At 41.6% G+C, this 17,746-nt stretch carries 17 protein-coding genes; 9 read left to right on the top strand and 8 right to left on the bottom strand.

Annotated elements, in window-relative coordinates:
• Positions 1 to 99 precede the first annotated feature (99 nt).
• A complete protein-coding gene (gene tig, locus P2W82_RS12880) occupies positions 100 to 1,476 on the top strand; it encodes a trigger factor (RefSeq protein WP_336516303.1) in 1,377 nt (458 codons plus the stop codon).
• A 76-nt stretch (positions 1,477 to 1,552) separates the two neighbouring features.
• On the opposite strand, the gene P2W82_RS12875 is transcribed toward tig, so the two are convergent.
• The 3 genes from P2W82_RS12875 to P2W82_RS12865 form a co-directional block, all read right to left on the bottom strand.
• Positions 1,553 to 2,290: a class I SAM-dependent methyltransferase gene (locus P2W82_RS12875; protein ID WP_336516302.1), complete on the bottom strand. Its 738-nt coding sequence runs from the start codon at positions 2,288 to 2,290 to the stop codon at positions 1,553 to 1,555.
• Complete coding sequence (locus P2W82_RS12870; protein WP_336516301.1) at positions 2,287 to 3,012, bottom strand: glycosyltransferase family 2 protein; 726 nt, start codon at positions 3,010 to 3,012, stop codon at positions 2,287 to 2,289. Before P2W82_RS12870 ends, P2W82_RS12875 begins: the two co-directional genes overlap by 4 nt.
• Before the next feature lie 65 nt (positions 3,013 to 3,077).
• Entirely contained in the window at positions 3,078 to 4,466 is a 1,389-nt protein-coding gene (locus P2W82_RS12865; protein WP_336516300.1) for a hypothetical protein, read from the bottom strand.
• Positions 4,467 to 4,799: 333 nt separating this feature from the next.
• On the opposite strand from P2W82_RS12865, the gene P2W82_RS12860 reads away from it, so the two are divergent.
• The 4 genes from P2W82_RS12860 to P2W82_RS12845 all read left to right on the top strand — a co-directional run bounded on the left by P2W82_RS12860 (position 4,800) and on the right by P2W82_RS12845 (position 7,787).
• The gene (locus P2W82_RS12860) at positions 4,800 to 5,489 is read left to right on the top strand and encodes a ClpP family protease (RefSeq protein ID WP_336516299.1); all 690 of its coding nucleotides are present in this window, start codon (positions 4,800 to 4,802) and stop codon (positions 5,487 to 5,489) included.
• Positions 5,490 to 5,529: 40 nt separating this feature from the next.
• The gene (locus tag P2W82_RS12855; RefSeq protein ID WP_336516298.1) at positions 5,530 to 6,156 is read left to right on the top strand and encodes a ClpP family protease; all 627 of its coding nucleotides are present in this window, start codon (positions 5,530 to 5,532) and stop codon (positions 6,154 to 6,156) included.
• A gap of 130 nt (positions 6,157 to 6,286) precedes the next feature.
• Positions 6,287 to 7,516 carry an ATP-dependent Clp protease ATP-binding subunit ClpX gene (gene clpX, locus P2W82_RS12850; protein WP_336516297.1) on the top strand — a complete coding sequence of 410 codons (1,230 nt, stop codon included), beginning with the start codon at positions 6,287 to 6,289 and terminating at the stop codon, positions 7,514 to 7,516.
• A gap of 94 nt (positions 7,517 to 7,610) precedes the next feature.
• Positions 7,611 to 7,787, top strand: coding sequence for a hypothetical protein (locus P2W82_RS12845; RefSeq protein ID WP_336516296.1), 177 nt, complete (start codon positions 7,611 to 7,613; stop codon positions 7,785 to 7,787).
• A 287-nt stretch (positions 7,788 to 8,074) separates the two neighbouring features.
• On the opposite strand, the gene P2W82_RS12840 is transcribed toward P2W82_RS12845, so the two are convergent.
• From P2W82_RS12840 to P2W82_RS12825, 4 genes are all read right to left on the bottom strand, one after another.
• Positions 8,075 to 9,217 (bottom strand): acyl-CoA dehydrogenase family protein, encoded by a 1,143-nt coding sequence (locus P2W82_RS12840; RefSeq protein WP_336516295.1) that lies wholly within the window; start codon positions 9,215 to 9,217, stop codon positions 8,075 to 8,077.
• A gap of 101 nt (positions 9,218 to 9,318) precedes the next feature.
• A complete protein-coding gene (locus P2W82_RS12835) occupies positions 9,319 to 10,278 on the bottom strand; it encodes a helix-hairpin-helix domain-containing protein (RefSeq protein ID WP_336516294.1) in 960 nt (319 codons plus the stop codon).
• A 57-nt stretch (positions 10,279 to 10,335) separates the two neighbouring features.
• Complete coding sequence (locus P2W82_RS12830) at positions 10,336 to 11,127, bottom strand: MBL fold metallo-hydrolase (RefSeq protein WP_336516293.1); 792 nt, start codon at positions 11,125 to 11,127, stop codon at positions 10,336 to 10,338.
• 39 nt (positions 11,128 to 11,166) lie between these two features.
• On the bottom strand, positions 11,167 to 11,439 hold the full coding sequence (locus P2W82_RS12825) for a hypothetical protein (protein ID WP_336516292.1): 273 nt from the start codon (positions 11,437 to 11,439) through the stop codon (positions 11,167 to 11,169).
• A 216-nt stretch (positions 11,440 to 11,655) separates the two neighbouring features.
• On the opposite strand from P2W82_RS12825, the gene P2W82_RS12820 reads away from it, so the two are divergent.
• Entirely contained in the window at positions 11,656 to 12,792 is a 1,137-nt protein-coding gene (locus P2W82_RS12820) for a carbon-nitrogen hydrolase family protein (protein ID WP_336516291.1), read from the top strand.
• A gap of 26 nt (positions 12,793 to 12,818) precedes the next feature.
• Positions 12,819 to 13,376 carry a GNAT family N-acetyltransferase gene (locus P2W82_RS12815; protein ID WP_336516290.1) on the top strand — a complete coding sequence of 186 codons (558 nt, stop codon included), beginning with the start codon at positions 12,819 to 12,821 and terminating at the stop codon, positions 13,374 to 13,376.
• A gap of 235 nt (positions 13,377 to 13,611) precedes the next feature.
• On the opposite strand, the gene porX is transcribed toward P2W82_RS12815, so the two are convergent.
• A complete protein-coding gene (gene porX / locus P2W82_RS12810; protein WP_336516289.1) occupies positions 13,612 to 15,168 on the bottom strand; it encodes a T9SS response regulator signal transducer PorX in 1,557 nt (518 codons plus the stop codon).
• A 158-nt stretch (positions 15,169 to 15,326) separates the two neighbouring features.
• Here porX and P2W82_RS12805 point away from each other — a divergent pair, with 158 nt between their 5' ends.
• Positions 15,327 to 16,541, top strand: coding sequence for an HD domain-containing protein (locus tag P2W82_RS12805; RefSeq protein ID WP_336516288.1), 1,215 nt, complete (start codon positions 15,327 to 15,329; stop codon positions 16,539 to 16,541).
• Positions 16,542 to 16,649: 108 nt separating this feature from the next.
• The gene (lpxD, locus tag P2W82_RS12800; protein WP_336516287.1) at positions 16,650 to 17,699 is read left to right on the top strand and encodes a UDP-3-O-(3-hydroxymyristoyl)glucosamine N-acyltransferase; all 1,050 of its coding nucleotides are present in this window, start codon (positions 16,650 to 16,652) and stop codon (positions 17,697 to 17,699) included.
• Positions 17,700 to 17,746: the final 47 nt, after the last annotated feature.

Genomic DNA, 17,746 nt, shown 5'->3' with positions numbered 1-17,746 from the left:
AAAATTGAATTCAACCCTTTTCGATAAAATCTTACCTTTGTGCCCCTTTTGGAAAAACCCGTCCTGAACTGGTTTTCCAGCACAAATAAACAAGAGTATATGCCAACAGTTACCAGAGAGAATATCGGATTATTGACTGATAAAATAACAGTGACAGTAGAAAGCAGCGACTACCTGCCATCTTTTGAAAAAGTATTGAAAGACTATGCTAAAAAAGCGACCATCCCTGGTTTCAGGAAAGGAATGGTGCCTGCAGGAGTTATCCGCAAAATGCATGGACCGGCTGTATTTACTGAAGAAGTTCTCCGTACCGTTGAAAGAAACCTGATGAGCTTTTTACAGGAAGAGAAACTGGACATTTTTGGTCAGCCTCTCGCTTCGGGTGAGCTCGGTGCTGATGATATCAAACTTGCAGAACCGAAACCATATTCTTTTTCGTTTGAAATCGGTCTTAAACCAGAATTCAATCTCCCCAACCTGGCAACAGAAAAAACCACCCGCTACCAGATTGAGGTAACTGATAAAATGATTGACGATGAAATTGATCGGCTGCAGAACAGGTTGGGTAAAATGACAGAGCCTGAAAAAGCAGAGGGTGACGAATATGTCCTGAATGTTCGTTTTGAAGCAAGCGATGCAGAAGGAAACGTAGAAGAAGGTGCATTGCCGAAAGAAAATTCACTGCTTGTAAAATATTTTGCCGCGTCGTTCAGATCAAAACTGATCGGTGCAAAAAAAGATGACCATTTTGTAATACAGCTGAATTCTGCTTTCGATGAAAAAGAAAGAGAATGGTTGTTGAGCGACCTGGGATTGGATAAAAATGATCCTGCATCAGGCGAAAAATATTTCCTGATGACCGTCACCAAAGTTGGCCTGGTGGAAAAAAGGAATCTCGATGAAGAGTTTTTCAAAGAAGCAATTCCTGGCAAAGAAATTACCACAGCTGAAGATTTCCGTGCAGAGATAAAACAGCAGATCCAGGATCAGTTTGATCGTGAAAGCCGCAATCACCTCCAACACGAGATCTATCACATTCTTCTTGACCATACGCAGATGGAATTCCCGGAATCATTTCTGAAACGCTGGTTGCAGACTGGTGGCGAAAAACCAAAGTCTGAACAGGAAGTTGAAGAAGAATTTCCAAGATTCAGGAATCAACTTCGCTGGACATTAATCACTGATAAAATTGTAAAAGATCAGAATATCGACGTTACAAGAGAAGAGGTAAGAGATTCCATGGGACAGCAGATCATGAGCTATTTCGGTTCAATGAATCTGGGTGGCGATACCTCCTGGCTGGACAGCTATATCGATCGTATGATGAAAGATGAACAACAGGTTGACAGCACCTACCGGAGAATATTAACCGAAAAGATTTTTGCATTTGCTGAAACACAGGTGAATCCTGAAGTTAAGAATATCAGCGCGGAAGATTTTGCGAAGTTGCAGCAGGAACATCAGCATGAGCATTAGTAAGCAGTGAGCAGTAAGTAGTAAGTAGGAAGATCTTGAGGTTGCGGTGAGCCTGATAAAATGGAGGGAGCAGTATTTAGTCACTTACTTTCTCAGCTACTGCAATTACGGAAACACCGGCAGAACTAAATATGAGTTTGTCGATTACGCGGAATAATGGAACTAATTTTTCAAAAATCCTGAGCTGACCCCTCGGGATTTTTTTATTACGCAGGATTGAGCCGGATATATACCATCCAATCAGTCCTCCAAAATTGAAGTATTGCGTATGAACAACTTTATATCCGTTGGACTCCAACAGTTCAGTAACGGTTTTCTTCGTGTATCTCCTGTAATGCTGAAGATCCTTATCGAATGAATTATATAGTGACTGAAATGCGGGAACGAGCATAATCAGTCTACCGCCTTTTATCAACAGCGCATTGCAGTTTTTTACTGCCTGCACATCATTTTCGATATGTTCAATGACATTTAATGCAATAACGGTATCAAATCTACCGGCGAGTGCCTGGTGGTGCAATTGCGGAAGCGAAAGATCAAGCTCAACGACCGCATCAACGTTAGGCTCGTCTGCAAATGTTCTCTTAAGGCGCGTGAGGTAATCAGACATGATATCAGACAATACCATACGAAAACCTTTTTCGATAAAAAGTTTCGAAATATTCCCGATACCGCTTCCAGCTTCGAAAACAGAGCCTTTTGCCCAGGGAGCAATCTGGTCAAACATCCATTGATTAAATCTGTATGCCCTGGAGAACGATTGTAAGGTATCCTTGCCCGTTAGATCAGCTTTCGGTTGAGCATCTTCGGTCATCTTGAGAAAAGATTGTATTTCAGGATACAATATAGTGCCCTGAACCCATCTTTCCAGTTAATTTTCTTTCCTTCTGCATACGTACGGCCGTAGTAAGAAATACCGATTTCGTAAATGCGGATATCCGGAATACGTGCAATTTTTGCAGTCACTTCCGGTTCAAATCCAAAACGTTTTTCTTTCAGATCAATCTTCTGAATGATTTCAGTGCGGAATAATTTATAACATGTTTCCATATCTGAAAGGTTCAGGTTGGTAAATGCGTTACTCATCGCAGTAAGCATTTTGTTACCGATACTATGCCAGAAAAACAGGATACGATGCGCACGGCCACTTTCAAAGCGGGTTCCGAAAACAACGTCAGCATTTCCCCTGAAAACCGGTTTAAGCAAATCATTGAACTCTTCTGGATCATACTCCAAATCCGCATCCTGGATAATCACATACTCACCCGTGGCTTTTTTAATACCCGTATGAATTGCCGCACCTTTCCCCTGGTTAACTTCATGCTTGTAATACTGAATCTCAACTTCAGGATGTGATTTGATATATTCTAACAAAACTTCTTCCGTCTGATCTTTAGAGCAGTCATTCACGAGGATGATCTGCTTTTTCAGGCCGTTAATCAATTGTACTTCGAGCACACGATCTAAAATCAGGTGAATGGTCCTGGCCTCATTATATGCTGGGATGACGATTGATAATTTCTCAAACTTATTCATGCGCTGATGTTGTGTTTTGGTTAGGCCGAAAACCGATACGGCTGTTTCAATTGTATTTTTAAATCTTATTTATTTTGAACGGGCAGTTTCAAATTGATTCTGACGGAATGCGTCAATACATAACTTACCCAAAGAAGCATCCACGGCAAAATCACATAAAACATTCGCTGGTATACGCTCACCAATAAACTCCCTCCCAGGTAGAGTAGCATAATCAACACAATTACCCGCAATGAAAATGGGATCCTGCGCCAGTTAAGTGCGGAGATCAACGCTGATAGGAGAATCAATGTTAGTAAAATGCCATTGACAGAAATCCGCAAAAGAGATGTCTCTGTCTGATAAGTGTATGAATAGGGATAATCAAATATTAAACGCCCGGCATTGGCAATCATATTTCTTGCAAATTTTACCGGGTGTGCCTTTATATTTTCGATGGCCTTTTTCTTGAAAGCATCGTCCTGTTCCTGCGGTGGAAGCGCATAAATTTCAGCATAATCGGCGCGGTGATTGTCCTGCAGTTTCTTTTCATTAAACATGATAATACTGTCCGCAGTTTCATTTCTGTCGTACAGCGATATGGTTGAATTATGCCATTCACCATATTCACCAGGATATGGAGTGCTCATCCAGTACAGGCTCATACCGCCGGAATTTCCCCAGTACAGCTTTTTCCCGGTGAGGTTCCAGGTGTAAAGAAGGTAGGGCACATTTACAAGAAACGCGATTACAGGTATTATGAGTAATTGTCTGAATACAGGCTTTTTCCGGTTAAACAACCAAAGAAAAAATGAACCGGCCAGAAACGCCAGTAGCACGTTACTGAAAATAATTTTCACAAGTACAAGGTATCCCAGCAGCAATCCCGCGGTGATAAACTGCCATCGTTTTTCTTCCTGGTAACCCTTTACAATTAATAATCCGATAGCTGAAACCAGAAAAGTAGTCATCGTTTCCGTCATGATCTGAGGCAATTCCACCCAGGAAGGATAATTCAATCCCAGGAAGATGCAGAATACCAAGCCGAGTTTGGCAACACCTAACCTCGATGCAGTTTTGAAAAAGAAAACGATGGCCAGGTATTGAAATACTGCGTTTACCAATCCGATCGATATCATCGGAAGCTTCAGCGCAACGAAGGGCATCAAAAAGATCGGGTAGCCAGGACCGTTCCAGAGATTAAAATTTGGTGGAGGATCAGAGTAGTAACCTTTCAGGAGATTCTGTGAAAACATATAGTAACGGGCCTCATCACTTTCAAAAGCGTCGTTATTTTTCAGCACTACCAACACCACGAAAAAAAAGAGAAATGGCAAAAAAGCCAGGAAGGGATGGGTGCTGGCCTTGTCTAACCATTTCGAGAAAAGGCTTGCCCGGCTGTTATTGCCCGGTCTTCTATTGGTTTCCAAACTTGTTTTTGCACGCTCCGCCATTTCGGGAACCGGGGGTTTCATGATTTCTCAGGTAAAAATGAAATAAAAGTATTGATATTCAGCACCGTAATCTAAGGTTTTTACTTTTCTGTACTTTAATTTTCAGTTGAAACTTGTAACCCATGTGCTCCGTTTCCGGAAACCAGGCACCTTAAAATTCAACTGTTTAACAACGTGTTATTTTGTTCAGTAGTATTTACGAAACCATATATAAAATCCAATGAATACGCGATTCAGGCACCAGGTTACAGAAGAAATGGATAGTGAATGGCATTTTGTCCGGTTTTCTGATTTGCACGGTATTTGGTTCTGCAAATGCTTTAAATTGCCAAATATTGAGATAAAATCAGCTTTATGAACTACGGAAAAGAATTTGAAAAATTTGCGATCAAAGGGCGGGGAATTTCAAGTAATACTTTGGACAGCTACACCAAACATATGGTCACCAACCTGACCCCGAATATCATCGAAGAGCGACCAATGAACGTTGCCGTTATGGATGTATACAGCAGGTTGATGATGGACAGGATCATTTTTCTGGGTTATCCCATCAGCGATGAAGTAGCAAATATCATCACGGCACAGCTTCTGTTCCTCGATAGTACTGACCGTACCAGGGACATCCAGATGTACATCAACAGTCCCGGCGGTGCAGTTTACTCAGGATTGGGTGTATACGATACCATGCAGTATGTAACTCCTGATGTAGCTACTATTTGTATCGGTGTCGCTGCCAGTATGGCTGCTGTTTTGATGTGCGCCGGCGCTCCGGGCAAAAGAACTGCGTTGAAACATTCGAGGATCATGATGCATCAGCCAAGTGGTGGAGCAGGTGGCCAGGCAACGGACATAGAAATCACAGTTAAACAGGTTAAGCGTCTTAAACAAGAGCTCTATGAAGTGGTTTCACACCATAGTGGTCAGCCTATAGAAAAAATTGCTCAGGATTTTGACCGTGATTTCTGGATGACATCACTGGAAGCAAAAGAGTACGGACTGGTTGATGAGGTTTTGCTGACCAATCCTAAAAAATCGACAAAATAATTGACGGGAAAAAATTATAAGAACTTCAGAATAATATTTTATGATGTATAAGAAATATCAGCGAGCAGTGGTAATGGATGATGAAGAAGAAAACCCAAAAAATAATGATAATCCAATGGAGCGCTTTCTCAGCGGCGCTCAGTTCGACAAAAAATTCATAGAACAACGCAAAGTATTTCTCTGGGGTCCGGTTGACGACAGAAGCGCAAAAGATCTTACAGCAAGACTCATGTTTCTTGATGCAACAGAACCTGGCAAAGAGATCTCATTTTATATCAATAGTCCTGGCGGACTGGTAACCAGTGGCATGGTGATTTACGATACCATGCAGATGATCCAGTCACCGGTTTCAACTATATGTATGGGTATGGCTGCATCAATGGGATCAATTCTACTGAGTGGTGGCGCCAAAGGCAGAAGGTTTATTTATCCGCATGGAGAAGTAATGATCCATCAGCCAAGTGGTGGTGGTCAGGGCACTTCTGCTGACCTGGAAATTATGGCTCTTCAGATTCAGAAAACGAAAGAAATGGGGGCGAAAATCCTGGCTGAAAACTGTAACCAATCATTTGAAAAAGTGATGAAGGATTTCGATCGTGACTACTGGATGGATGCGGCAGAGTCGATAAAGTACGGAATCGTAGATGCTGAACTGAAAAAAATTTAAATAAATGCTTTAAAAGCAGCCTTTTACAGAGGCTGCTGCCCTTTTGGGGATATTTACCTGACTGCTGGAGTTAAAAGACAGTAGTCAATGCCCTTTTTATTTTAGCTTTGTTCTCTCGAAACTTGATACTATGGCGAAATCTTCTCTTCATTGTTCATTCTGTGGCCGGAGTCGCGACGAAGTAAAAATTCTGATTGCGGGCCAGGAGGGGCATATTTGTGAGAATTGTGTTGAACATGCAAGAGAAATTATAGATCAGGAATTGCATATCAAGCCGGATCACAATCCCAATTTTAAACTATCGGTTAAGAAGCCGATCGAAATAAAAAAGTTTCTTGACGAATATGTGATCGGCCAGGACGACGCAAAGAAAGTCCTCGCCGTTGCCGTTTACAATCATTATAAAAGACTTCAGCATAAAACATCTGAGTCTGATATCGAGATTGAAAAAAGCAATATTATCATGGTGGGTGAAACCGGTACGGGCAAAACCCTTCTTGCAAAAACAATTGCACGTTTATTGAACGTTCCATTTGCGATTGTTGATGCTACCGTTTTTACTGAAGCTGGTTATGTAGGTGAAGATGTGGAGAGCATTCTTACCCGACTTCTGCAGGTCTGCAACTATGATGTTGCTGCAGCCGAAAAAGGTATAGTATATATTGATGAGTTGGATAAGATCGCACGCAAAGGCGATAATCCATCCATCACCCGTGATGTTAGTGGGGAAGGTGTGCAGCAGGGTTTGCTGAAATTGCTGGAAGGAACAGAAGTTCTCGTTCCCCCGCAGGGAGGCAGAAAACATCCTGAACAGAAACTGATCAAGATCAATACACAGAATATTCTCTTTGTTTGCGGTGGAGCATTTGACGGAATTGATAAGCTGATTGCCCGTCGTGTAAATACAAATTCCATCGGATTCAATGTAAACAAAGAGGTGCAGGAGCATATGAAGAAAAATCTTCTCCAGTATGTAAATGCACAGGATCTGAAAGGCTTTGGTCTTATTCCCGAATTGCTTGGAAGGTTACCGGTAGTTACTTATCTCAATCCTCTTGATGCAGTAACACTTCGCGCTATTCTCACAGAACCTAAGAATTCCCTCATGCGCCAGTACAAAAAATTATTTGAACTGGAAGGCATTGAATTAATTGTTGACGACAATGTTCTTGATTTCATGGTAGCTAAAGCCGTAGAATACAAACTTGGCGCGCGTGGGCTCAGATCCATATGTGAAAACATTCTGACTGATGCGATGTTTGAAATGCCATCAAGTAATCAGAAAAAATTCCATCTAACCCTGGAATACACTCAGCACAAGTTTGATAAATCGAGAATGAGTCTGCTGAAAGTGGCTTGAGAAAGTAAGAAGTAAGCAGTAATAAGGGAGGACCTGAGTCTGTAGCTTTTCCACACCGATCTTATCACATTTCTTTACTGATTTTTTCCTGGTTATGAAAGAACTGATCGATAAACTCACCACTGAAGCAGGAATCACAGAAAAGCAGGCGCTCCAATCCATTACGATCATCAAAGACTATGCGAAACAAAAGTTTCCAGTATTTGCGGGCGCAATAGATAAAGTTTTCGACAAATACAGTCCGAAGGAAGAGGATGATTTTATGCCGTAATATAGACGGTAGTCAGCAGACGACATTCAGTAGAAGTATGTATTAAGCGTTAAGTAGGAGCAGGCATCATAAATCAGTAACTTCTCGCCTTCACAATCTTAAAATGGTTGATGGGAAGAAGATGAAGAAAAAGCATCGACCCTTTGCTTGTCGCTAGATCTACTGCCGGCTTATTCCTGTCTCCTTACTTTACTTAGGCCTTTACCATTCGCACTTCCTGCTTAAAAAAAAAGCCAGGTCTGAAACCTGGCTAAACCAACTCCAACTATAACCAAAACCACCCGTTATTAATTATTTATAACCTCGCGGGCAATTACAATTTTTTGAATTTCTGAAGTCCCCTCTCCGATCGTACAGAGTTTGCTGTCACGATAGAATTTCTCCACCGGAAAGTCTTTCGTGTACCCATAACCGCCAAAAATCTGAACCGCATCATTTGCCACTTTAACTGCAACTTCACTTGCGTAATATTTAGCCATCGCAGCATCCCGTGTCATCGGAAGACCTTTCATTTTTTTGTCTGCAGCCTGCATCGTCAGCAATTCAGCTGCGGCAATTTCTGTGGCCATATCAGCGAGTTTAAAAGATATTCCCTGGAAACTGGCAATTGGCTGATCGAACTGGTATCGCTCTTTTGCATATTTCAAAGACGCCTCGTAAGCACCCTGCGCAATACCAAGACTCAGCGCGGCAATTGAAATTCTGCCTCCGTCCAGCACTTTCAAAGATTGCCTGAAGCCGTCTCCGATATTTCCGAGTCTGTTTGCATCAGGAATTCTGCAGTTGTCAAAAATCATTTCTGCAGTTTCACTGGCACGCATACCCAATTTGTTTTCTTTTTTTCCACCGCTGAATCCATTCCTACCGCGTTCTACGATAAATGCTGTGCTGTTACCACTTGTTCTTGGTTCACCTGTTCTTGCAATCACCACTGCAACATCTCCGCTAATACCATGAGTGATCCAGCATTTAGTTCCATTTAAAACCCAGTCATCACCATCTCGCACTGCCGTAGTTTTCATGTTGGCAGCATCACTTCCGGTGTTTGGTTCTGTCAGACCCCATGCACCCAGATGCACACCGCTGGCCAGATCTGGCAGGTATTTTCTTTTTTGTTCCTCGCTTCCAAAAAGATTGATATGACCACTGCACAAAGAATTATGTGCAGCGAGGCTAAGACCAACGGAACCGCAAACTTTTGCGATCTCCTTAATCACAGCGATATATTCAAAATAACCGAGGCCTGATCCGCCATATTCTTCGGGAATTAATACGCCCATCAAACCCAGCTTTCCCATTTCTTTAAATACTTCTGCCGGAAATATCTGGTCTTCATCCCATGCCATTACGTGGGGACGAATATGTTTTTGAGCAAATTCTCTTGCGGTCAGCTCTACCTGTGTGGTGATTTCTTCGTATTGAAAATTCATATTAGAAAAGAAATCAAGATACAAAATTTTGATAAAAACTAACAGCTGTTAGCCAGATTGTAAATATTTTTCCCAGCCCGATTCCGGCAAACCGATGTCATTCAGTTGGCTAAATAAGGCTCAATCTTCACATAAACATCCTTGGTGATCAATGGAATACGCTGTAATTCCAGGTTATTTTCATAGGCACCATGCTCCACCCTGAAGGCGATAATAAGCGCGGCAAGTTTCCGGCCGATATATGGATGTCGTCCCAATTCATCTTGTGTGGCGGAATTGAGGTTGATTTTATCGACTCTAAAATTTTCGGAAATTGTTAACCTGGTTTTCAGGTTTGCAAAAAGTTCCGGTGAAATTCCAAAAGTCTCACCGACTTGCTCAATTGAATGAAATCCACCTAATTTTTCACGAAACAAAACTATTCTTGCTGCCAGCTTTTCTCCGATACCATTTAGTTTTTCCCAGGTCGCCTGGTCTGCAAGATTTACGTCAAGCTTGTCCGGCATTTCCTTTTTATATGTAGTGTGGTATAAAGAAGGATTGCCGTTGTCTTTCCTGTTTGAATATGCGGAATTGAATTTCGGTTCGCTTTGGAAATTATTTATCCTGATAAAGGGTCTCAGCCGCAGGAAATCAGACCGCTTAATTGAATAGATTTTTTGCAGATCATCCGGTGTTCTGAAGCGACCTCCCTTACCGAGATAGTGTTGAATCACTGAAATAGTTTTTTCGGTTAGCCCCAGACGTTGCCAGTCTCCCCTGCTGGTATGGTTCGGGTCAAAAGCAAAAAGTTTCAGTTCTTTTTTTTCTTCCGATGAATTTGGCTGAAAAGCACGTTCAATTTCTGCTGATACCTGATGGCTGTTTGAAGAAACCGATTCCCGATCTACTTCGATAGAATCTTTAATAATGATTAACTCGGCTTTTGAAATTGGAGAACTATTATCAGACAGATAGACCGGAATAACCCATAATAGAAGTACTATCCCCAGCAATACCAATATTCCGGCTCTTTCTTTTTTTGTGTATTGAAAATAAGGCAGGATCTTCTTTTTCCACATACATCTGTTTTTCCAAAACTAAGTTCCGGGAAAGCGGATTCCATGTGAAATTCATCATTAAACGGAAGGATTTTTCACGTCGAATTGAAGACCGTCGTGAGCGAGTGCAATTCCTTTTGGAAGTGTCTCATTGACTTCGCTGTGAAGCCCCATCTGGTGGCTGATATGAGTAAACCACGCAGTTGGTATTTCCAGTTCCTGAACCAAAGCAACCGCTTCTTCAAGATTGAAATGTGAAATATGTTTTTCTTTTCGTAGCGCATTTAACACAATCACTTCTGCTCCCCTGATTTTGCTTTTCTCATTTTCATCAATGCGATTTGCATCAGTGATATAAACAAAATTTCCGAAGCGAAAGCCAAGCACAGGCATACGCAGATGCCAGACCGAAATGGGCTGAACGAGAATATCACCCACCATAAAATCACTGTCAGTGATGGTATGCATGTTCAGTTCCGGAATGCCAGGATATCGTTTATCCTCGAATGCATAATAAAAATCACGGCGAAGAGCTTCTTCAGTCAGATAGTTAGCATAGATATCCATCGGATTGCCGGAAAAGAAATTATACGCACGGACATCATCGAGCCCGGCAATATGATCTTTATGCGGATGTGTGTAGATAATGGCGTCAAGTGTTTTCGTTTCAGTGCGCAACATCTGATAGCGAAAATCGGGAGTCGTATCTACAACAATGCGCGTCGTTGCAGACTCTATCATTACACTGCTTCGGAGTCGTTTATCTTTTGAATAGGGTGAAGTACAGACCCGGCACCCACAGGCAATCATCGGTACACCGCTGCTTGTTCCGGAACCCAGGAATGTTATTTTTAAAGAAGAATCGGCCACGAATGAAAATAAAGAAACAGGCTTAAAAGATGAATTTTTTTATGCCGCCTTGCCTACCAGCTCATAATACATCTTGCGGCTTTCAGGACTGAGATGATCTGGTAAAATTGAATTCAGGTTTGGTAAAAGATCTATCAGTGTATTGATCCTTCCTTCAGTCTGGAGGAATTTATTAAGTACAACCACCTTCTTGGATTCAAGAATACAATACCCGCTTTGAAAGGTTCCCCTTTCGTAACGTAAAATATAACCAGCTTCCTCAATCAGCTTCTCAATTTTATCCAATGTGGTCGTATTGAAACGAATACTCATATCCTTGGTTTGTTCAAAATTACATAATCAGCTATCCTTCCCCTTCCCGTAAATGTTAAACTTGCCCACATTCAGGCGGTGATTTGTGAATAAAAACTTACCACCATGTTTGCTGGATAAAATTGATGATCAAATCGGGTGCAACACTCTGATATCAGCTGAAATAATTCTGAGAATTAATGTGCTTACCTTCATCGTTAAATCGCAATAGCAAATATGCAGCGAGGGTTTCGCAGGTTCTGTATCATATTGGCAATTATACTGGCTATTTATTTCACCTGGGCAAATGCAGGAAGGAAATCAATTGCAGATAATACACGCTTATTTCTTGATAGCACATACACGCTTTTTAATGACAGTGGTAAAGGCAATATTGTTGGGATCAGTCCCTACATGATTCCCGAGGATTATTCTTCGCGGGATCATTTCTTCAATAAGCTTGACGGTTACCTTCAGATTGCGCTGCAAAAGGGTTGGCTTAAAAAGAATACAGTTGTCCTTTTTCCGGAAAACACAGCAAAATGGCTGGTGATTGAAGGCGAAAAACAATCCGTTTATTCTGCCGCTACCACAGGCAATGCGATGGCCACCTTTGTGAGCAGCAATTTTTTCTCCTATATGCGAAGCTGGTTCACAGCTCCAGATGGGACGCTTGATAAGATCAGGTATAGTGTTTTTGCAAGTAAAGGCAAAACTGTGGCAAGATTATATGTCGATATATTCAGCTCTCTTGCTAAAAAATATGAAGTCACTATTGTAGGATCGTCAGTCCTTCTTCCAAACCCGATTGTCAAAGGAAATAAAATTGAAGTGCGCAAAGGTCCGTTGTACAATACGACTGCGATTTTTAATCCTGATGGCTCGCTTGCCAGGCATCTGTCATTCGAAATACATCCCGATGCAGAAGATGTTGAGTATACCACAGGGGGAAAAATCGAAAATCTGAAAACATATGATCTGCCTATTGGCAATACTATCGTACTGTTAGGGTCCGATAATTGGTTCAGGGACATCTTTCTGACAGCAAAAAAACAAAACGCTACAGTAGTACTTTCCCCGATGCAGGTTTCGGGTGATCATGGTACTCAGCTTCTGTGGAAAGGTCCTCTGAAAGGAACGCAGGTAACGGATAGTTCCGGAATTCAGGATATCAGCTACGAAAATGCCTGGTTAAGGTTTGCAATGCCGGAAATGGTAAAATCGACAGGCATCGAAACTGGTTTGGCGGTTCATTTAAGGGGTCGCCTGTGGGACCAGGGCTACGATGGCGAATATTCTGCTGTTAGTCAACATACTGTATATGCAGGAAATTACGTTTCAGAAGCAAGCATGGTATGTTTATGGTTAAGATAGCCCACCAGGATCAAAAAGAAATCTATATGCCCAGTCTCCGTTTTACTGTGGCTAAAGATGATGCCGATATTATCAGCATCAAAGAATTACAAAAAAAGAATCTGCAGCGCAACCTCAGTCCAGAGGAAACAGCGCGACAGGGATTTGTAACCGTAGAACACAGTCTCGATGATCTCAGGAAACTAAACGCAATCGAAAAACATATTATATGCAAAGATGGCGATGAAGTAATTGCCTATCTCCTTGCGATGACTGTAGAATCCAAGGAAGATATTCCCGTTTTGATCCCGATGTTCAGAACTTTCGAAGATTTGCAATATAAAGACAAACTGATCAGCACTTATAACTATATCGTTGTTGGCCAGGTTTGTGTCGATAAAGATTACCGAGGCAAAGGCATCCTTGATCAATGTTACAATACCTACAAAAACTCCTACTGCACCAAATATGATTTTGCAGTAACGGAGATCGCCACCCGAAATATACGTTCCATCCGCGCACATTGCCGTGTAGGCTTTACAGTGATACACACTTATGTTTCTCCTGACGGTGAAGAATGGGCAATTGTGGTGTGGGACTGGTGAGAAAAAAGTGAGAATCAGAGGTTAGAAGTGTTGTATGGCTTGGTTTGATGCAATGTCCTTTCAACATTGTTTAAAGAGACATCGGAGTATCCCGACGCTAAATTCCTTTTTTAAATAGAAAGTTATCTTAATTCGGAGTTCTTGTGTTTCTGCAAAAAGCATTTAATCCATTTCTAAACAAAGTAAACACCTTCAACAGCTGGCTGTTCCCTTCCTACTTCTCACTTCTTACTTCTTACTTATTGGTCATTCTCACCACCGGCACAATCATTTCTTCCAACGAAACTCCACCGTGCTGAAACGTATTTCTGTAATAGTTCGCGTAATAATTGTAGTTATTCGGATAGCAAAGAAATCCATCTTCTTTTGCAAAAATGAAAGATGAGTTTACCGTAGGCACAGGCAACCCAGCCTGGCGTGGGTCTTTAAACGCGAGAACATCCTTTGGTTCGTAATTCAGATTGCGTCCGTGTTTATACCGGAGGTTGGTGGTTGTTTGTTTATCTCCTACTACTTTGTATGGCGTCTTTACACGTACACTTCCGTGATCAGTAGCGAGAATCAGGTTGATTTTTTTATCGGCGATCTTTCGCAATGCCTGGTACAAAGGAGAATGCACAAACCAGCTCGCAGTAAGACTTCTGTAACTGACTTCGTCACTGGCAAGTTCTTTCAATACTTCCATTTCAGTTCTCGCATGACTGAGCATATCTACAAAATTGTACACAATAATACTCAGATCATGATTCAGAAGATTATGTGCCTGTTCCACCAGTTTATGTGCATCCTGGTTATTGACGATCTTGTTGTATGAATATCGAATGTCGTCTCTCTTTAATCGCTTTAATTGTCCCTTGAAAAAATCTTCCTCAAAAAGATTTTTTCCGCCTTCTTCTTCATCATTTTTCCATTGTACCGGGAAATTTTTTTCAATATCAACAGGCATCAGACCTGCGAACATTGCGTTCCTGCAATACTGGGTAGCTGTTGGCAGAATACTGTAAAATGTAGATTCTTCATGAATTCGAAACGACTCAGCAAATACAGGTTGAATTGCTTTCCATTGATCGTACCTGAGGTTGTCGATCACCAGCCAGATAGTGGGCGTTCCTTTTTCAACATGAGGCAGAACTTTAAATCTGAATAAGGTATGACTCATGATCGGTGAATCAGCAGATTTCGGATCAACCCAGGAAGCATAATTGCGGGATATAAATTTGAAAAATTCGGTGTTGGCTTCGCTCTTCTGTGATTGATGCACTTCCTGCATTTCGGGACTATCGCTTTTTTCCATCTCCAACTCCCAATAAGTCAATTTGCGGTAGATCTCCATCCATTCATTATAATCGGGGTTGCTGTTCAGCGCCATGAACAGGTTACGAAATTGTTCCTGGTACGCGCTGGTGGTTTTTTCAGCAACCAGGCGTTTATTATCGATAATCTTTTTCAGACTGAGCAGTACCTGGTTGGGATTTACCGGTTTAATCAGGTAGTCGCTGATCTGTGAACCGATGGCATCATCCATCAGATTCTCAGTTTCATTTTTAGTTATCAGTACAACCGGAAGCTGTTGATGTATCTCTTTAATTTTTGCAAGCGTTTCCAAACCGGTAATGCCAGGCATTGTCTCATCCAGTAAAACAACGTCAACGGGATTATCCTTTACAAAATCGAGTGCATCAAAACCGTTAGTGAAAGTGAAAACCTCATAGCCTTTATTCTCCAGAAAGAGTTTTTGGGATTGCAAACTTTCAATTTCATCATCTACCCAGAGAATCTTTGCTAATGGCATGTCAATCAGGATTTGGTTTTAATAACAATAAGCAGGGTTTATTATTGCTCAACGTCTCACACAAACGCTGCGTGAGCGAAAGGTTAAATTTAGTTATTACCACGCCTGCGGCATAACTTTATCTATCCGGGAGTGTAATTTAACAATTCCTGCAACGCATGCAATTCAGAAAGATAATCAACGATCCGGTATATGGTTTCATCACGATAGATGATGAATTAATATACAAGATTATTTCACATCCCTGGTACCAACGACTTCGGCGCATAAAACAAATGGCTTTAAGCCATCTCGTGTATCCAGGAGCTGTTCATACCCGGTTGCACCATTCCCTTGGTGCTTATCACCTGATGCGGCAGGCGATATATGAATTGAAAGGCAAGGGCATCGATATCACCCCCGAAGAAGAGCAGGCTGCTAAAATAACCATACTACTTCATGATGTGGGCCACGGACCATTCTCTCACGCGCTGGAAAGTGTATTGATAGAAGATGTACATCATGAAGAGTTATCCATTCTCATCATGAAAAAAATGAATGAAGAATTCGGTGGTGGATTAAGTATGGCAATCGAGATCTTCACGGATAAGTATCCTAAAAAGTTTTTACATCAATTGGTCAGTGGTCAACTGGACGTTGACCGGATGGACTATCTGACAAGAGATAGTTTTTTTACAGGCGTTTCAGAAGGCGTTATCAGCTACAGCAGGATATTGAAAATGCTTACGGTTTACAAAGGTGAACTGATGGTTGAAGAAAAAGGGATTTATTCGATAGAAGAATTCCTTATTTCCAGAAGGCTCATGTATTGGCAGGTATATCTGCATAAAACAGTACTCTGCTCTGAAATGATGCTGGTGAAAATTTTTCAACGCGCCAGGGAACTTGCAGCTTCAGGGGATCCGGATGTTAAACCTGATAGTGTGTTAGGTGCATTATTGTTCAATGAATTGCAGGGTTCTGTCAGGGATAATCTTGCTTTGTTTTGTCAGCTCGATGATACGGATGTAACCGCTGCAGTAAAAATCTGGGGACGACATAAAGATCCAATCTTATCCTTATTATGTAATGCTGTTTTGAACCGGACGCTTTTCAAATTAAAACTCCAGGCAGAACCCATTGATCCGGTTGAAATTTCAAAAAGAAAAAGAGCGATAAAAGACCTGTTTCCTGTTTCTGATAATGATCTTGATTACCTCGTTTTTACAGGAGAAGCTGAAAACAGTTTATACGACCCAAAAGAAGAGCGCATCAATATTGTTTTCCGGGATGGAACGGTAAAAGACATTTCACTGGTCGACAACGCCCTCATTCACCAAAACCTGTCTTTGGCAGTTAAAAAATTCTACATTTGTTATTATAAACCGGAATAAAATTTGTGCGAACCTTTCATCCGTTTTAGACCGATCCTTGAACCCCGATGAATTAAATTGCGCCGACATCGTTCAAAAAAACATTTCGCTTTATTTTAAAGAACAATTATGCAATTCAGCGCCGCCCAGATCGCATCCCTGATAGGAGGAAAAATTGAGGGTGATCCAACAAAATCCGTTGGATCATTTGCTAAAATAGAAGAAGCTCAGGAAGGTCAGCTTGCATTTCTGGCAAATCCCAAATATGAGGAGTTTCTGGAGACAACCGGTGCCAGCGTAATTATCATCAATGAAAACCAGGAAGTTAAGCAGCCATTGAATGCTGCACTAATCCGGGTACCGGATGCTTATAGTGCATTCGCCCTGTTGCTGAGTAAATATCAGCAGATGATGACCCAACAGTTATCTGGAATACAGCAGCCCAGCTTTATTGCGCCTACCGCAAAAATTGGCAGCAATGTGTTTATCGGTGCTTTCGCGTATATCGGAGAGCAGGTGGTAATAGGTGATAATACAAAAGTATTTCCCCAGACATATATAGGAGACAATGTGAAACTGGGTACAAATACAATTGTTCATCCGGGAGTAAAAATTTACCATGACTGTGTAGTCGGGAATAATGTTATTATACATGGGGGGACTGTTATTGGAAGTGATGGTTTTGGATTCGCTCCACAAACAGATGGTACCTATCAAAAAATTCCCCAGATCGGCAATGTCTTGATTGAAGACTTTGTGGAAATCGGATCAAATGCCACCATTGACAGGGCGACTATGGGATCAACAACCATCAGGAAAGGTGCAAAACTCGATAACCTTATTCAAATTGCTCATAACGTTGAGGTTGGACAAAATACAGTGATCGCGGCGCAGGCGGGTGTAAGTGGAAGTACTAAGATTGGCAATAATGTAATGATCGGCGGCCAGGCGGGAATTGTAGGTCATATTTTTATTGCTGATGGTTCAAAAATCAATGCGCAGAGTGGCGTAAGTAAGTCCATAAAGTTCCCGAACTCAGCTGTCACGGGAAGTCCTGCATACGAATATGGTGCGGCCCTACGCGCCCAGGTAGCCGGAAGGAACCTTCCCGAGCTTGAAAAAAAGATCAAAGAACTCGAAAGAGCAATCGCTGCATTGATGGCTGAAAAGGTATCTTAAAAGATAATTTAATAGAACTTTACTGGTCAAATTCAAATCTCTTTCGA

The organism is Pollutibacter soli, assembly GCA_029269725.1.
GTDB lineage: Bacteria > Bacteroidota > Bacteroidia > Chitinophagales > Chitinophagaceae > Pollutibacter > Pollutibacter soli.
This window is presented reverse-complemented; position numbering and strand designations above follow the sequence as displayed.

Coding starts and splice junctions, on each gene's coding strand:
- porX (WP_336516289.1), bottom strand. CDS start 15,168: ATGCCATTAGCAAAGATTCTCTGGGTAGATGATGAAATTGAAAGTTTG.
- P2W82_RS12870 (WP_336516301.1), bottom strand. CDS start 3,012: ATGAATAAGTTTGAGAAATTATCAATCGTCATCCCAGCATATAATGAG.
- P2W82_RS12835 (WP_336516294.1), bottom strand. CDS start 10,278: ATGTGGAAAAAGAAGATCCTGCCTTATTTTCAATACACAAAAAAAGAA.
- P2W82_RS12845 (WP_336516296.1), top strand. CDS start 7,611: ATGAAAGAACTGATCGATAAACTCACCACTGAAGCAGGAATCACAGAA.
- tig (WP_336516303.1), top strand. CDS start 100: ATGCCAACAGTTACCAGAGAGAATATCGGATTATTGACTGATAAAATA.
- P2W82_RS12820 (WP_336516291.1), top strand. CDS start 11,656: ATGCAGCGAGGGTTTCGCAGGTTCTGTATCATATTGGCAATTATACTG.
- lpxD (WP_336516287.1), top strand. CDS start 16,650: ATGCAATTCAGCGCCGCCCAGATCGCATCCCTGATAGGAGGAAAAATT.
- P2W82_RS12840 (WP_336516295.1), bottom strand. CDS start 9,217: ATGAATTTTCAATACGAAGAAATCACCACACAGGTAGAGCTGACCGCA.
- clpX (WP_336516297.1), top strand. CDS start 6,287: ATGGCGAAATCTTCTCTTCATTGTTCATTCTGTGGCCGGAGTCGCGAC.
- P2W82_RS12815 (WP_336516290.1), top strand. CDS start 12,819: ATGCCCAGTCTCCGTTTTACTGTGGCTAAAGATGATGCCGATATTATC.
- P2W82_RS12825 (WP_336516292.1), bottom strand. CDS start 11,439: ATGAGTATTCGTTTCAATACGACCACATTGGATAAAATTGAGAAGCTG.
- P2W82_RS12855 (WP_336516298.1), top strand. CDS start 5,530: ATGATGTATAAGAAATATCAGCGAGCAGTGGTAATGGATGATGAAGAA.
- P2W82_RS12860 (WP_336516299.1), top strand. CDS start 4,800: ATGAACTACGGAAAAGAATTTGAAAAATTTGCGATCAAAGGGCGGGGA.
- P2W82_RS12875 (WP_336516302.1), bottom strand. CDS start 2,290: ATGACCGAAGATGCTCAACCGAAAGCTGATCTAACGGGCAAGGATACC.
- P2W82_RS12805 (WP_336516288.1), top strand. CDS start 15,327: ATGCAATTCAGAAAGATAATCAACGATCCGGTATATGGTTTCATCACG.
- P2W82_RS12865 (WP_336516300.1), bottom strand. CDS start 4,466: ATGAAACCCCCGGTTCCCGAAATGGCGGAGCGTGCAAAAACAAGTTTG.